Here is a 15,518-nt window from a genome sequence, read left to right on the forward strand (position 1 = left end):
ATTTGCGCGGTGCTTTGGGTATGGCGGAGTATTGGCGCTGTGTTCAGCAAAACCACCCTGGATACGATGCTGTGGTTATTGCCGCCGGTACAGGCGCGAGTTTGGCCGGCATTATGGCTGCGAGCCAAGCTCCAGTAGCGGTGCATGGGCTGCTTATGCTCAAAGGTAGCGCGAAGCTTAATCGACAATATTGTCGTCATGTGCTGGCAATGGCGCATGCCTTACGGTGCAGACTGGCACCAAACTCTCTCACAAAAGAATTACCCAAAAAAGAATTACAAGCAAAAGAGTTGCAGGCAAAAGAGTTAAAAAGAAAGAGCTGTCGTGCAGCACACCCGATAAGTTGGCAGCTACACACCGACCTGCACCAAGGCGGCTACGGCCCAGCAAAGGGCGATAATGCCGAGGCTATTTTGCGGTTAAGTGCTTCGACGGGCATTCCCTTGGACCCGGTATATACGGGAAAAATGCTGTGTGGTGTATTGGCACTAGCCGAGCAGGGTACGTGGCCCCCTGGCCAGCGAGTGCTATTAATTCATTCGGGTGGGCTACAAGGCGGGCGCAGTTTGTCGGTGCCAGCGGCAGGTGAGCATGACTGATTCAGCGATGTATTCTTTGGCGCAAGAGATGGCGCTGCAGTCCTTAGTGCCGCTCAAGGCGATGCTACCCGAGTATCGTGCCGATGTACTTTCGGGTGCTCAGGTACAGCACATCTATGCGGGCCAGCGTTTGTTCGAACAAGATGTTTTTGATGGTAAGCACATTTATCTTTTGCGCGGCGGTGTGGAGCTGCAGTTTAGCTCAGGCTTAATGCTAAAAGTTTTACATACCGATGCGGCTGCCCATTACCCTTTGGCGCACGTGCAACCTAGGGGTTGCAGGGCACTAGCGGCGAGCGACTGCGTTATTTTACGGCTCGATTCCGGCGATTTGGACCGCGCGATAGCGTGCAGTCAAGTATTGCAGTATGCCGAGCATGACCTAGAGCGAAGCTTTGCTCAAACGCCTTTGCCCGATTGGATGCGAACCGTTTTACATTCGGCACTTTTTAGGCAGGTGCCGGCTGTGAATGTTGAGCGTATTTTACGTTCCATGACCGAGCTACAAGTGCCTGCCGGGGAAACAATTATTTCGCAGGATGATGCCGGTAACTGTTGTTATTTTATGCGTGAGGGCAGTGCAACCATTACCCGCGAGATTGCCGGTCATTTGAATTTCGTGGCCAAGATCATGCCTGGGGCTTGTTTTGCTGAGGAAGTATTGTTGACTGCCTCGACTTACAGTGCGAGCGTTACAATGGATGAAGACGGCATTATCTTGCAGTTAGAGAGAGAGGCCTTTACTGCGCTACAGCAGAATCCGCCTATTACACAGTGGGATTACCCGCGCTTTGTGCGTGAGCAGCTCGCGAGTGATTTTGCTGAAACCACATGCTTGTTTGATATGCGTACAACTCAAGAGTATTTACAAGGGCACATCCCCGGCGCTATATCCCTACCATTGTCTGAACTGCATGCTGCGTTGCCTTATTTTGATAGCAAGAAAAACTACCTGTTTTGTTGTGATACGGGTAAGCGCTCTCAAGCGGCCACTCATTTGCTGGCGTCTCAATTTCGGGTTGCGATGCTGGCTTATGGTATTGATGATGAAAGCTGGCGGCCGATCGTAAGCTCTTTTGAACCTCGATACTTTACCAATGGCGGTGTACAAACACTCGTGGCGAGCCGTACGGATTAATCGTTATCTCGTGCTAGGATTAAATTCCTCTATAATCACTCTTTTATCAACTCTTGGATAAGCTACTTTTGTATGGTGATGAATCGTACAAAGCGGCCCTTGAGTTTCTGATGTAATTTAAAAGGCAAAATTCATGAGCGAATTTTCGTGTATCGGTCTAATTGGGCGCTTGGGTAGCGAAGCTGTCGCCTATTCATTGAAGCGTCTTGTGGCGTTTTTGAATGAACGCGGCGTAAAAGTGCTTCTCGATAATGAAACCGGTGCTGTTGTCCCTGATGCTAGCGTTACACGTGTGCGCCGAGAGCAGCTCCCAAGCTTGTGTGACCTTGTGATTGTAGTCGGAGGGGATGGTAGCCTGTTAGGTAGTGCTCGATTGATGGCGGGTACGGGCGTGCCGCTGCTGGGTATTAACCGGGGGCGCTTAGGTTTTCTTACGGATATCTCCCCTGATGAAATCGAGCTAAAAGTGGGGGAAGTCCTTGATGGTAGTTATGAGCGAGAGCAGCGTTTTTTATTGCAGGCGACAGTCGTTCGTAATCAGCAGGTTATTGGTCAATCGCTTGCGTTAAACGATGTGGTTTTGCATCCCGGTCAATTTATCCGCATGATTGATTTTGAATTGTATATTGATGACACCTTTGTTTATCGACAAAGCTCTGATGGGTTGATTATATCTACCCCCACGGGTTCTACCGCCTATGCTTTAAGTGGTGGTGGGCCGATTATGCATCCTTCACTCGATGCCCTTGTTTTAGTACCCATGAACCCGCATACCTTAAGTAGCCGGCCGATTGTTGTGTCGGGTGGGAGTGATATCCGCTTGGTAGTAGGCGAGCAGCGAGATGTTCATCCTCATGTAACCTGTGATGGACAGATACATATCGTGACGCAAACCGGTGACGTAGTGACTATTACCAAAAGCCCCGATTTACTGGATTTAATTCATCCCAAAGGGCATCGTTTTTATCAAGTTTGTCGCTCTAAGTTAGGTTGGGCTGCCCTGCAAGAGTCCGAAGGTTCAGCATTTAATGATTTTGAGAATTAGGTGGTAAGAGGTGAGTGAACAACGTAGTACTACACCGAATAGACAGCGAACAGAGCATGACAATCATTCACGATACGATGTGATTGGAGATGTACACGGTTGTGCTCAAACCTTGGTTAGGTTGCTAGAGCAGATGGGCTACCATAAAGATGATCAGGGGTTTTTCCATCCGACCCGAAAGACATTGTTTGTTGGCGATATTGTTGATCGTGGCCCCCGAGTACGAGAAGCGTTGCATATTGTTCGTGATATGTGTGAATCGGGCCAAGCTGAGTGCGTTCTGGGTAATCATGAGCTTTATGCGATTGCGTATTTCACGCTCTTAAATGATGGCGGTAATCTCCGTTATCTACGTCCGCACACGGCACATCACGATCGTTTAATTGCCGAGACCCTTGAGCAGTTCGAAGCCCATTCCCAAGATTGGGAATCAATGCTGACATGGTTTAGGACATTGCCGCTGTTTATAGAAAAACCCAAATTGAGGGTTGTGCATGCCTGCTGGGATGCTCCTTTAATTGCAGATTTCCACGAACAAAATCACACGGCCATAGTGGATGATGCCTTTATCCGTGCGTCCGAGAACCCGGAAGGTTTCGAGGCTGCGGTTTTGGGGCGCTTAACGCGAGGAACCTCAATGCACTTGCCGCCAGGCGTTGTTATTGTTGGACGCGACGGTGTAGATCGCAGTTTATTTCGCACACGTTTTTGGTCGCAAAATCCCAAGACCTATGCGGATGTTGTCTTTCAGCCAGACCCCTTGCCGGACTATCTTGTGAATACTCCCCTGAGCGATTCTGAAAGAGCGCGCCTTGTTCATTATAATCCTCACGAAAAACCGGTTTTTATCGGACACTATTGGCTGCAAGGAACGCCAAAAGCATTGCGTTCTAATGTGGCCTGTTTAGACTACAGTGCCGTAAAGTACGGAAAACTAGTCGCGTATCGCTTTGATGGGGAGCAACAACTGGATGATAGGAAATTTTGCTGGGTGTCTGTGGATAAGGCTGAATCGGCACGTTGAAGCAATGCTGAACAGATTTTCATGGGGAGCCTTTTAATGTCGGCCAAATGCGTGGCACGCTTTGCGTAAGATTTAGATTTATCCCTTTTAAATCAGGCTTTTCATCAGCACGGTATTATCCATCGCTTTACGGAAGAGCAGGGCGAACAATGGTTGTGGCTGGCAAACGAGACCCAGTTTGCGCAAGCGAAAACCTTAGTCGACGCCTTTGTGGTCGGCGAACTTGAGGTTCCTATTCCGACTAAAAAGGCCTCATCTTTCAATTTAGTGCAATGGCTAATGCGCTCCCCGGTCACGTGGTGTTTGATTATCTTGGGTGGCTTGGGTTACGCCTCGGTGGCTGGACCAATTGCGCTTCTGTATGAAAGCCTAACGTATACGCCGGTTAAAATTATAGGGACGAAAATTTTGGTTGATAAGTGGCTGTGGACCGAGCCTTGGCGGGTATTTACACCGGTTTTCTTACATTTTTCGATTGCCCATATCGTATTTAATGCCGCCGCAATGCTGCAAATAGGCAGCTGGATAGAGCGTTTATGGGGGCTGCGTTTTTATGTTCTGTTATGTATTGTTTCCGGTATTGCCGGCAATGTACTGCAGTACAGTTGGAGCGAAAGCCCTAGGTTTGGCGGCTTGTCTGGCATTGTGTTTGGATTATTTACATTCAATGGCGTGACGCAATATTTAAACCCTGAAAAAGTGTTTCCGTTACCTAAGGGCATGTATGTGATGTTAACGATATGGTTGGTGGCGGGCTTTACACCCTTTGTCGAACAAATTTTTGGTGTGCAAATGGGTAACGGTGCGCACCTTGGTGGAGCTGTTGCTGGGGCTATTTTAGCCCTTATTGTCAATAGGGCGGCGCTTCAAAAGCGTTTGTCGGCTGGCCGTTAAAAACGAATCTCTCGAATCATTAAACACACAATTGGCGAGTTCATGGATATCAATAATACGCTTGAAATTGAGACAATATTAGCGGCAATGTCACCAGAGGTTCATGCTCGCTTCCAAGAGGCGATTGCTCTTGGGCGCTGGCCTAATGGTGAGAAACTAACCGATGAGCAAAAAACAACCTGCATGAATGCCGTGATTGTTTATGAAAATCATTTTAAAGAGCCTACTGAGCGAACTGGTTTTGTGCCACCCAAAATAACGCCTTGTGATGATGAAGGCCATATTCATACTGAGGAAAAGCCGCTTAACTGGACCTAAGGGGCGAGTAAATAATACATTATCCACTAAAGCTTATATGTCCCTCTTTAGCGCCGATGAAGAGGGGCGACGTCTTTACCTAATGGGATAACTATTGTTGCCTCGATCCCACCTTAAGCCGCTTTTTGATGCTTGGTTTCAAATCCGTCTGTATAAATAATTAATAACCCAAATTCTGTAAGGTATTCTATGACTGTAAATACTCTAACAACCCAGGCTGAAAGTAATTCCCCGTCGACTATTTACTTGAAAGATTATTTGCCGCCATCTTTTCTTATCGAAAAAACGCACCTTACTTTTCGTTTAGATCCGAAAAAAACGGAAGTTACCGCGGTGTTGGATTGTGTTGCTAATCCAAAAGCGGAATCTAGCCGTTGTCTGAAATTACATGGCCAGGATTTAACGTTGGTGAGCTTACACTTGAATGGTGTTTTGCTTACAGCAAGTGATTATAGTGTCGAGGATGAAAGCTTAACGATTCACGAAGTTCCAGATAAATTCACCCTTATCTGTGTGAACCATATAGCGCCAGAAGCCAACACCTCACTAGAGGGGTTGTATAAGTCGCGCACCATGTATTGCACACAATGCGAAGCTGAAGGCTTTCGTAAAATCACCTATTACTTAGATCGACCTGATGTGCTGAGTGAATTTACCACCACGGTAATTGGTGATCAGCAACAATTCCCTGTGTTGCTATCTAACGGTAATTTAGTGGCTAACGAAGTCTTGGCTGAAGGCTTACACAGCGCGACATGGCATGATCCCTTTAAAAAACCGGCTTATTTATTTGCGTTAGTCGCAGGTGATTTACAGGTAGTTGATGATAAATTTACAACCTGCAGTGGCCGTAATGTCGCGTTAAAAATATTTGTCGAACCTAAAGATCTCGATAAGTGTGAGCATGCGATGCAGTCGTTAAAAAATGCCATGAAATGGGACGAAGAGGTTTATGGTCGCGAATACGATCTGGATATTTTTATGATCGTGGCTGTCGACGACTTTAATATGGGCGCAATGGAAAATAAGGGGTTGAATATTTTTAACACCTCCTGTGTTTTAGCTAACCCCAAAACGACAACGGATGCGGGTTTTGCTAGGGTGGAAGGGGTTGTTGCGCACGAATATTTCCATAACTGGTCGGGCAACCGGGTGACGTGTCGAGATTGGTTTCAGTTGAGTTTGAAAGAAGGCTTTACGGTTTTTAGAGACGAGGAATTTTCGTCTGATATGGGCTCGCGTACGGTAAAGCGCGTGGAAGATGTGAGCGTAATGCGCACACTTCAGTTCGCGGAAGACGGCGGTCCAATGGCGCACCCCGTGCAGCCGGCCTCTTTTATGGAAATTTCTAATTTCTATACACTCACCATTTACGAGAAAGGCGCTGAAGTGGTGCGTATGTACCACACTTTATTAGGGCCTGAATTATTCAGGCAGGGCACCGATTTATATTTTGATCGTCACGATGGTGAAGCGGCTACTATCGAAGATTTCACGGCGGCGATGGCTGAGGTGTCGGGTCGTGATTTCACACAATTTAAGCATTGGTATAGCCAGGCAGGTACGCCAGTGGTTAAAACTGAGGGCGACTATTGTGCCGAGACCAAAACGTTTTCTTTAAGCTTTGAGCAATACTGCCCAGATACCCCCGAGGCTAAGGGGCAGAATAAAAAACCTTACCTCATTCCTGTTAATGTCGCTTTGTTGGGGGTGAATGGTGCATTACCTTTAACGCTAGAGGGTAAAGCATTAGCCGCTAGTGAAGCCGTATTGGAGTTAACGTCGCCTAAGCAAACCTTTGTTTTTAATAATGTAGAAGAAGAACCTGTGCCGTCTTTATTTCGAGGCTTTTCGGCTCCGGTTAAATCGGCTTACCCTTATAAAAAGGCAGATTTGCTGCGTATCACCACCCAAGATAGTGATGGTTTTGCTCGTTTTGATGCGATGCAGCAGTTAATGGTCGTGGCTATTTTTGATGTAATGGCCGCGTTGCGCAAAAAAGAAGCTTGGCTGTTAGAGCCGCTATTGTTGAATGCGGTTAAAGAACTGCTCGAGAACGAAAGCTTAGATCCTGCGATGGTGGCGCTGATGTGCACGTTGCCATCGGAAGCTTATATGAGCGGGTTGTCTGCGCCAGTCGAGGTTGATTTAATCCATCAGGCACGCAATGAAATTAAAGCAGCGCTTGCCGAGCAATGTGTGGATGTATGGCAGGCTGTTTACGATCGCTGTGCGTCGAGTAAGGCTTATGCCTTTAACGCCACTGATGTTGCACTGCGTAGCCTGAAAAAAGTGGCACTTGAATATTTGATGGTTAGCCCAAGCCAGCAAGTTTTATCGCTCTGCCAAGCACAGTTGACTAACGCTGATAATATGACGGACGAATCTTCGGCATTAAGTGCATTGGTGTATTGCGATTCGCCAGATGCAGCGCAGATGCGTATTGATGCGTTAGAGCAGTTTTACGACCGCTGGAAGGATGAAGCGCTGGTCGTTAATCTATGGCTTTCCGTGCAAGCGGCCGATGCATCGCCCGGTGCCTTAAAACGTATCCATGCTTTGTTAGCGCACCCTGCCTACGATAGTGCAAACCCCAATAAAATTCGCAGTGTTGTCAGTGTGTTTTGTAACCAAAATGCAGTGAACTTCCACGCTGAAGATGGGTCTGGTTATGTGTTCTTGGCGGACCAGATTCTAGTATTGAATAAACAAAACCCACAAATTGCCTCGCGCTTGTTGGGCCCGCTAACCAAGTGGCAAAAGTACGATGTTAATCGACAGGGCTTGATGCGTGAGCAACTATTACGTATTCAAAGCGAGCCAGCATTGTCGAAGGATGTATTTGAGGTTATCGCAAAAAGTGTGTAAGGCTTTTAGGCTCTAAATAGCACCGGTAATAATTGTCGATGGGGTGAGTAGATATGATTAAAAACACTGAGGCGAACTTTGGCTGGCTAAGTCGTGCTATCCATTGGGTTAGTGCGATTCTGGTAATTAGCTTATTTTCGGTGGGTTTATGGATGCAAAGCTTGGATTATTATCATGAGCTATACCGCACTGCGCCCGATTTACACCGTAGTTTTGGTATTGTGTTAATGCTGTTAACGCTAGCGCGTTTAATTTGGTATCGGTTCTCTGCGAAACCCAAACCATTAAGCTCGCACTCACGTATTGAGCGTATAGCATCGGCTGCAGTGCATCACTCGTTGATGCTGTTGCTCTTTATCATGTTCATATCCGGTTATTTAATTACAACGGCACAAGGTGACCCGCTCTATTTTTTCAATATTATTGGGATTCCCTCTGTGGTCAATGGTATTGCAAATCTTGAGGATATGGCGGGCGATGTACATAAATTTGTAGCCTTCTCTATTATTGGGTTTGTGCTGTTACACGTGGCAGGTGCTTTAAAACATCATTTTATTGATAAAGACAAAACACTTAAGCGCATGCTCGGGCTGGATAAGAGCGCTTAGGCTTACCTTTAGATCCAATAACCTCTAGGCGAAAGGAGCCTTATTATGTTGCAACCAATGCTAGATACCGTTTCTAACCGTTCAAAAAAATGGCTTGCCGCCTGTGCTTTAAGTACGGCAGCTGTTATGGCTGCTCCTACTGTAAGCGCAGATGATTACGTGATTGATACGCGTGGCGCTCATGCGTTTATTCAATTCCGTATTAAGCACTTAGGCTACAGCTGGCTATATGGACGCTTCAATGAATTTGAGGGCGACTTTAGTTACGATGAAAAAGATCCGAGCAAAAATAAGATTTCAGTCGATATTGATGTTAGTAGTATCGACAGCATGCACGCAGAGCGCGATAAGCATTTACGTAGTAAGAAGTTTCTGGATACCGATGCATTTCCGAAAGCTAAATTTGTGAGTACGGGATATGTGTCAACGGGTGAAAAAACAGCCGACCTGAAAGGTAACTTTACCTTACACGGTGTGACAAAGCCCATCACGATCCAAATTGAGCATATCGGCGGCGGTAAAGACCCTTGGGGCGGTTACCGCAATGGTTTTGAAGGTAAGCTAACTATCAAGCCGGCTGACTATGGTTTGGAGCTCACAAAGTCGTTAGGGCCTTCTGCCTCTGAAGTGGAGTTGTTCTTGAGTGTTGAGGGGGTGCGTAAGAAATAACTGTATTTCTTGTTGGGAGGCTGGTGGATTACCGGCCTCCGCTCTACCGTTTCAAGCGCAGCGCTTCCCTCGCCCCTCTTTAATCAGCATATCTATACGAGCCCTAAAGGCTGGTAATAGAAGTTTTCGTTCAATATTTGAGCACGTCGAATATAGTTAAAGTCAGTCCACAAATAACGTCAATTAAATGACTAAGAAGGTGTGGATAACTGCACGCAGCCCTTTAACCATGGGGTTTTTTTCCAAAGGTTGTTTTTTGCACACATTGACAGCTTGTATTTTTCAGTTTGTTGGATTGTACTCGTAAAGATTGTTTTTGGCGCATCTAGCTTTATTAGTGATCACTCTTTGTGGTTCGCGCGACAGGTGCTTTTGATTAGTGTCGAAGGTTGTGGTGTAGCTCTTTGCTGATATAAACCGTTGGCGCTAGCCGCAACCTCTACGTCATGTATAAAACGCCTATCACCGCCAACCAGCACCATAATGTACGTGATAGTAGCTGTTGTAGTGCCTCTAGTTCGCGCCGAGTGACTTCAGGCGTTTGGTTCAGGTTCTCATCGACGGCAAGTGCACCTAGCATGTTGTCGAGTAAAATATCTTGGCTTCTGCGTGTTTGGCAGAGTGCGTTTTTTTTCCAGGCATTTATACAGCCACCAAAATTGCCTGTTATGGCATAGCTAAGCCCCAGTATACGAATTGCGGGCCATTCAATAACCCAAAGCCAATGCGCTATGGTTTTATCCGGAAAGCGTTGCAGCCAAAGTTGCGTTAAGCGATACGCCAGCGCGCCAGCAGGGCCTAAAACAACAAACCAAAATACAACGGCAAAAAAGCGTTCAAAACCTAGGTAACTGGCTTGGGATAAAAAGCGTGTATTTAATGTATGCCAGTCGTTTTGTGACAGCGTGGCGGTTTCGCAACGCAACTTCTCTGCAACATCGATTGCGCTGCCCCAGTCTTGCTTCGCTTCAGCCACAATAAATTGGGTAATGTGCTGCGTAAACTCACCGCGTCCAAAGCTATAAAGTAAAACAGCCGCTGCAAAAATAAGATGGATAGCCTTGTTTTCATGAAGCAGCACGGTATTAATCGCTGCGATGGCAATCGTGGGTAGCAGCAGGCTTATTGCAAATAAAATGACAGGGTTTTGGATGGATACCTTTGCCAAATAATGCTGCAATTGTTGTTGATAGCTCGTTATCCAGTTGTCGTGGTGTAAGGGATTACTGGGCTCCCAAAATTGTTTTAAAAATACAGCAAGTAAAAGGCTAATCAGCAGCACAGGTAATTCCTTAATGCACGTGTTGGGGGTGGGGGAATAATAATTTGTCCAATGAGGCAAGTATTATTGGATAAAGTGTTTTTCCCCGGCCCTGATTTAGCGCATTACTATAGCAGCTGTTTGTCGCTACAATTATTAATGTGCGCCATAGTATGAAATATTTATGACATTTTAATGACTAAGTTCGTGTAGGCGCGACCAGTCAAAAGAGGGGCCTGGGTCTGTTTTTCGCCCTGGCGCAATCACATTGTGACCGGTTATTCTCTCTGGTGTTATTTGGGGGTAGTGGCGTTTCAGTTTATTGGCTGTGGTGATCAGTTGTTGGTACTGAGCTTCGGTGTAAGGCGTGTTATCTGTGCCTTCTAGCTCAATACCAATACTGTAGTCGTTACACTCTGGCCGCCCTTGAAAGCTGGAGCGACCGGCATGCCATGCGCGATCGTTAAAGCTCACAAATTGAATGATCTCGCCTGTGCGCTTAATAAGCGCATGGGCTGATACTTGCAGGTCTTTAATGCTTTCAAAGTAGGGGTGCAGGGTGCAATCGAGAGTGTTGCAAAAAAAATGCTCGATGTAATCGTTGCCGAACTGATCGGGCGGTAAACTAATATTGTGAACAACGAGTAGATCGATGCAAGTACCCGCAGGGCGTTTGTTGTAATTAGGGCTAGGGCAGTGCTTGGTATTAGTCAGCCAGCCCTCTAGGATAGCGCCGTCTTTGGTGTTGTTTGTCATAAAGGGTCATTGAGTTTGTTGTCAATAGTGTACTTTTTAGCTTATGACTCGTGCTCATGTGTGTCCAGCTTTATTGATGCGCTGAAATGTGGGTGTCAATGTCATCGGTAGTCAACCCTTTCAGCCATCACAGCACCCCCGTGTGCCATGATTTCTTACGAATATTGTTGTGCTACCCTTTTTTTAGCAAAGCCATTAATTGATCAGCTGTGATATACCCCGCTGTAAGACTGCCGTCAGGCAATAGTATGGTGGGAGTGGCGGTGATGTTGAGTTGCTTCGCGAGGTGCATTTGCTGATTTATAGTATTCGAACATTTTTTTGTAGCGATATCGTTTCCCTGCATCGCAAGGTTCATTGTGCTGTTGGGGGTTTCACTGCATAAAGCTGAAACCGCTTTATCAAAAGAGCGAGAGTTTATTCCTGCTCTGGGTAGCATGACGTATCTAACCGATATCCCAAGGGTATTGAAAGCCTCGATTTGGCTATGAAATTTGCGGCAATAACCACAATCAATATCAGTAAACACCGTAATCGAATGTTTTTCTTCCGTGGTTGCCGGGTAGGTTAAGGTCGAGTCCAGGGGTAGTTTTGCTAGCATCTTATGCCGCATTGCCTTGGTACGCACTTCAACAATATCTTGTCGGCTTTGTGTATCGAAGATTGGGCCGGTAAAAATATAGCGCCCATCTAGGCTGGCGAAGTAGGTTTTTGTACCTACTGTTATTTCTTTCAGGTACTTGTCGTAGGGGGTAACTTCTATTGGTTCGCTGCCAAAATATTGCTGCAGCTGATTCAGTGAGGTGTCGCCTGCATAGGTATAATTGAAAAAAGCTAAGGATGTTAAGGTTAAAAGTATTGCTTTCATGGCTCGCTCCTAGGTGGGTAATCGAAGTCGCCAGTATTGGTTTTTGTCAGCCTAAAAATGAAGTAAAAATAGCTAAAATTTTCTAAAAATTGTTAATTTTCAGTAGGTTAAACTATTTTTCTGCGTTGAGAGAATAGGGAGTTCAATGCGTAAAACTCAACATGTTTAGAGTCTTTGCAGGCTGAGGGCTCACGGTTTAGCGCTTTAAGTTGGCTACATTGTTCAGCATAGTGTTCATTTGTACTGGGGGCATTAGTCTCTGGTGTTGTCACAGTTGCGGTTGCTTCATGGGTTTGGTGGATGCCTAAAATATTCGTGAGCTGCTCAACCCTTTGGTCAATAATATCCTCTGTGCAGTGGGCAATGGTCTGCCCTAGATTACTTTGCCCGAGATTGCTTAGTTGGGCATATTCGAGGGCATCTAAGAGCTTCCCGTCTTTTTGGTAAATGCGGCTCATAAGGTTGTTAGCTGCAGCTTTGCTGTACGGGCTGATCGTTGTTAAGTGGGGTGTGTTGTTCTGGCGGAGTATTGGCGTTAGATAATTGATGGATTCCTCTAGCCGGCTTTGTTGGAATAAACTCTCTGCAAGAAATAAGCGGGTTTCTATGGAGGAGGGGTTTTCTGTTAAAGCGAAAGTCAGCCAAGAGGTGGCGTTCTTATTATCTCCGCGCTCCAACGCCACAAGACCCTTTATAAAGGCCTTATGGCTAGGCAGCGGGGCAGCGTTATTTGGAGGGCTTATGTGTGAGCTGATTAAAATTAGGCTGGCAATACTTGCGGCAGTGCACAGGGCCAAAATGGCCGAGCGGTATGTGTTTTTTTCAATAATTTTGGTGGGGGCAATCCAGCAATAACCTTGGTTGGGGTGCGTGCGTATAATTGTCGTTGACGATAACTTTCTCAGCTCACTAATCAACTGAAATAGTGTGTGGTCAGGGACGGATTCTTGTTTCCAAATGGCTTGTGCTATAACCGTTTTTGATAGTACACGCCCTTTATGTAAAATAAACAATACAAGTAATTCTGCTGCCTTGGGCCTAAGATGGGCATTTGATTTGTTTTTCCAAAGTTGAAATGTCTTTGTATCAAAACGATATTCGCCAAAAGCGTATTGGGGCATGCTATTTCCTGTGATTGCAGTCTTGAACAAGTAAACTGGTGATCAGACAGTAATACTAAGAAAAATATCCCCGTGTCTTGTCTCCTGTGGCTGATCCCATTGTGGGCGCTATTTGCTGAGAGAATTTATCAAAGGCACTCCATTAATATTTATAGCGAGTAGAGGTTGAGTTTGTTTGAAGCAGAAGAGATTGATCAATTATTGGCAAACCATAAAGTAAAGGGCTTTTTGCCTGCTCACGAAGCGGCAGCACTTTTTTCTATGGCTAAAACACAAGCGTTGCTAGGCCCAATCCTAGAGATTGGCAGCTATTGCGGTCGCTCAGCGGTTTATTTAGGGGCGGCGGCTAAACCCGTATCGCAGGTCGTTTTTTCGGTGGATCACCATATTGGGTCGGAAGAGCATCAGGAGGGTGAGGGCTATTTTGATGTGGGTCATTGGGATGAGCAATTAAAGCGTGTCGATACACTGCCTTCTCTGCGGCGAACGCTTTATGAGTGTGGAATGGATGATGTTGTGGTGCCCATAGTGACCCGTTCGGAAAAGTTGGCTGCGCATTGGACAATGCCATTGGCGTTAATTTTTGTAGATGGAGGGCATAGTGAACAACAAGCAACGGCGGATTGCCTTTTGTGGGCCAAGCATTTAATGCCGTCGGGCATCATGGCCATTCACGATATTTTTGAAAAACCGGAAGACGGTGGGCAAGCGCCATACAATGCTATGCAAGCGGTAATGGCAGAGTATGGGCTTGCGCTGATTAAGAGGGTTGACTCTCTTGTTTTTTTGGCCAAAACCGATGCATAACGCGGTTACGCTGGCGAGCTTATTTTCATGCCTGCTTAGTGCCATTGCGGCATAAAAACAGAAAACCTATGGCTGTTGCCGTCACCAAGGCGTTTGCTAAAAACATGTTGTGGTAACCGATCCATGCGGCGATTACGCCCACAATCAAACTGCCCAGTATATTGCCAAGATTAATTGTGTTTACAAATAATGACGATGCGGTGCCTGCAAATTTGGGCATTTGATCTTGAAACCAAGTTGTTCCTAAGCCGGCAATAAAACCAATAAAAATCGCATTTAAAATTTGCATGGCAATCAACTGCCACAGGCTGCTTGAAAACCATACGCCGATATAAAGTAGCATGGCCGATACTGCGCCGATGCGAAGCAAGGGGAGTAAAGGGGTGCGTGTTGCTAGCCAGCCGGCGAATAGCATAATGGGGATTTCAAGCGCTGCCGCTGCCCCGAGTATGTACCCGGCATAGTGCGGTGCTATCGAAAGGTGCTCTACCAGCATTTGTGGTAAGGCAATCATATAGCTGTGATTCACGCCAAATAGAATTGAAAAAGCGATGAAAGCAATCTTTAAATTAAATGGAATGCTGGGTTTTTCGTTGGGGTCTTTGGGGGTGGTGCTGGCTTTTACTTTAGGGAGAAATACCCAGGCTACAATGCCAGCGACGACGTAGGCGGCTGCAAGAAATAGATAGTGCGTACTTGAACCCAGAATATGCTGTAAATGGAAGCCAAGTGGGGGTCCGCCAATCCAAGACAGCGCGAAGCTGGCACGTAATATGGCATTGAATAGAGGCACTTGTTCTGGCGGCAGCTCGCTGTCTGCATATTCACGACCGTGGGCCATAATCTGCGGGAGCGAGATCACTGAAAAGCTAAAGATCGCAATGCCCGCGGCCAGCGCTACCCAGTAATTAGGGCTCAGTGCAAAGCAAACGCAGGCAATTGCACCAGCAATCATGCCGAAAAAAATGAGCATCAGTCTGCTCATTCCTTTATCAGACATTAAACCGGAAACCTGTGCGACAACAATGGCGCTAGCCGCTAGTGCAACAAAGAATATTCCGAGATCAAAGGGTGAGCTGTCATAGCGCTCGACAAGATAAACACTCAACGTGGGTTGGATTTGAGCCCATAAAGAGCCAATAGTAAAGGCGACGAAATAGGTGAGTAGGGCGCCAGGGCGTAGCAGGAGTAAATATTGTTTCAATGTGAGCCTCATGTATCTGCTGAAGCCTAGGCATCTCAGCATATTGGGCGCGCATTGTAGCTTCGTGGCACTGGGCTGGCTATGCTGAGAGATGCATTAAGGCGTGGCACGTTTTTTCGGTCGTGAGGTTTTGAGGCAAGCACGGCTGGGGGCCCCGTACTTAATGGGATTTTATTTTTGATGGCATGGTGATGTAACTTTCAAATATTCTATTACGCGTCATTCTTTTGATTCACAGGTTGATTGTTCTTAATAGGTAAGGGGCGTGCACGGAATAAGTTGCTGGAATTTGGTTTTTTGGGTGCTTGCTTGACGAGGCGAAAATATGGCGTAATAGC

At 46.3% G+C, this 15,518-nt stretch carries 15 protein-coding genes and 1 pseudogene; 11 read left to right on the forward strand and 5 right to left on the reverse strand.

All coding sequences use genetic code 11. The features are described from left to right. From AC3A8L_RS12415 to AC3A8L_RS12460, 10 genes and pseudogenes are all read left to right on the forward strand, one after another. On the forward strand, positions 1 to 599 hold a 599-nt coding region (locus AC3A8L_RS12415), incomplete at its 5' end, for a pyridoxal-phosphate dependent enzyme (protein WP_487962580.1). Further along, the gene (locus tag AC3A8L_RS12420; protein ID WP_487962581.1) at positions 592 to 1,737 is read left to right on the forward strand and encodes a cyclic nucleotide-binding domain-containing protein; all 1,146 of its coding nucleotides are present in this window, start codon (positions 592 to 594) and stop codon (positions 1,735 to 1,737) included. The genes AC3A8L_RS12415 and AC3A8L_RS12420, both read left to right, overlap by 8 nt. 133 nt (positions 1,738 to 1,870) lie before the next feature. Continuing rightward, entirely contained in the window at positions 1,871 to 2,782 is a 912-nt protein-coding gene (locus AC3A8L_RS12425; RefSeq protein WP_487962582.1) for an NAD(+) kinase, read from the forward strand. A gap of 10 nt (positions 2,783 to 2,792) precedes the next feature. Continuing rightward, entirely contained in the window at positions 2,793 to 3,806 is a 1,014-nt protein-coding gene (locus tag AC3A8L_RS12430) for a metallophosphoesterase (RefSeq protein ID WP_487962583.1), read from the forward strand. A gap of 81 nt (positions 3,807 to 3,887) precedes the next feature. After that, a pseudogene (locus AC3A8L_RS12435) lies at positions 3,888 to 4,019 on the forward strand (rhomboid protease N-terminal domain-containing protein); the annotation flags it as partial. A 66-nt stretch (positions 4,020 to 4,085) separates the two neighbouring features. Beyond that, positions 4,086 to 4,700 (forward strand): rhomboid family intramembrane serine protease, encoded by a 615-nt coding sequence (locus tag AC3A8L_RS12440; RefSeq protein WP_487962594.1) that lies wholly within the window; start codon positions 4,086 to 4,088, stop codon positions 4,698 to 4,700. A 42-nt stretch (positions 4,701 to 4,742) separates the two neighbouring features. Continuing rightward, positions 4,743 to 5,018 (forward strand): DUF1315 family protein, encoded by a 276-nt coding sequence (locus AC3A8L_RS12445; RefSeq protein WP_487962584.1) that lies wholly within the window; start codon positions 4,743 to 4,745, stop codon positions 5,016 to 5,018. Positions 5,019 to 5,207: 189 nt separating this feature from the next. After that, positions 5,208 to 7,886 (forward strand): aminopeptidase N, encoded by a 2,679-nt coding sequence (gene pepN / locus AC3A8L_RS12450; RefSeq protein ID WP_487962585.1) that lies wholly within the window; start codon positions 5,208 to 5,210, stop codon positions 7,884 to 7,886. A 53-nt stretch (positions 7,887 to 7,939) separates the two neighbouring features. Further along, positions 7,940 to 8,494 carry a cytochrome b gene (locus AC3A8L_RS12455; RefSeq protein ID WP_487962586.1) on the forward strand — a complete coding sequence of 185 codons (555 nt, stop codon included), beginning with the start codon at positions 7,940 to 7,942 and terminating at the stop codon, positions 8,492 to 8,494. Positions 8,495 to 8,539: 45 nt separating this feature from the next. After that, complete coding sequence (locus tag AC3A8L_RS12460) at positions 8,540 to 9,163, forward strand: YceI family protein (RefSeq protein WP_487962587.1); 624 nt, start codon at positions 8,540 to 8,542, stop codon at positions 9,161 to 9,163. Positions 9,164 to 9,602: 439 nt separating this feature from the next. On the opposite strand, the gene ampE is transcribed toward AC3A8L_RS12460, so the two are convergent. The 4 genes from ampE to AC3A8L_RS12480 all read right to left on the reverse strand — a co-directional run bounded on the left by ampE (position 9,603) and on the right by AC3A8L_RS12480 (position 13,169). Next, positions 9,603 to 10,445 (reverse strand): regulatory signaling modulator protein AmpE, encoded by an 843-nt coding sequence (gene ampE / locus AC3A8L_RS12465; RefSeq protein WP_487962588.1) that lies wholly within the window; start codon positions 10,443 to 10,445, stop codon positions 9,603 to 9,605. 171 nt (positions 10,446 to 10,616) lie between these two features. Further along, entirely contained in the window at positions 10,617 to 11,180 is a 564-nt protein-coding gene (gene ampD / locus AC3A8L_RS12470) for a 1,6-anhydro-N-acetylmuramyl-L-alanine amidase AmpD (protein ID WP_487962589.1), read from the reverse strand. Between the two features lie 172 nt (positions 11,181 to 11,352). Further along, positions 11,353 to 12,048, reverse strand: coding sequence for a DsbC family protein (locus AC3A8L_RS12475; RefSeq protein ID WP_487962590.1), 696 nt, complete (start codon positions 12,046 to 12,048; stop codon positions 11,353 to 11,355). A gap of 107 nt (positions 12,049 to 12,155) precedes the next feature. After that, positions 12,156 to 13,169 carry a winged helix-turn-helix domain-containing protein gene (locus AC3A8L_RS12480; protein ID WP_487962591.1) on the reverse strand — a complete coding sequence of 338 codons (1,014 nt, stop codon included), beginning with the start codon at positions 13,167 to 13,169 and terminating at the stop codon, positions 12,156 to 12,158. A 171-nt stretch (positions 13,170 to 13,340) separates the two neighbouring features. Here AC3A8L_RS12480 and AC3A8L_RS12485 point away from each other — a divergent pair, with 171 nt between their 5' ends. Continuing rightward, entirely contained in the window at positions 13,341 to 13,976 is a 636-nt protein-coding gene (locus tag AC3A8L_RS12485; RefSeq protein WP_487962592.1) for a class I SAM-dependent methyltransferase, read from the forward strand. 25 nt (positions 13,977 to 14,001) lie between these two features. Here the strand turns inward: AC3A8L_RS12485 and AC3A8L_RS12490 are convergent, their stop codons facing one another. After that, positions 14,002 to 15,180 carry a sugar efflux transporter gene (locus AC3A8L_RS12490; RefSeq protein ID WP_487962593.1) on the reverse strand — a complete coding sequence of 393 codons (1,179 nt, stop codon included), beginning with the start codon at positions 15,178 to 15,180 and terminating at the stop codon, positions 14,002 to 14,004. Positions 15,181 to 15,518 lie beyond the last annotated feature (338 nt).

The organism is Marinagarivorans sp. (assembly GCF_982758155.1).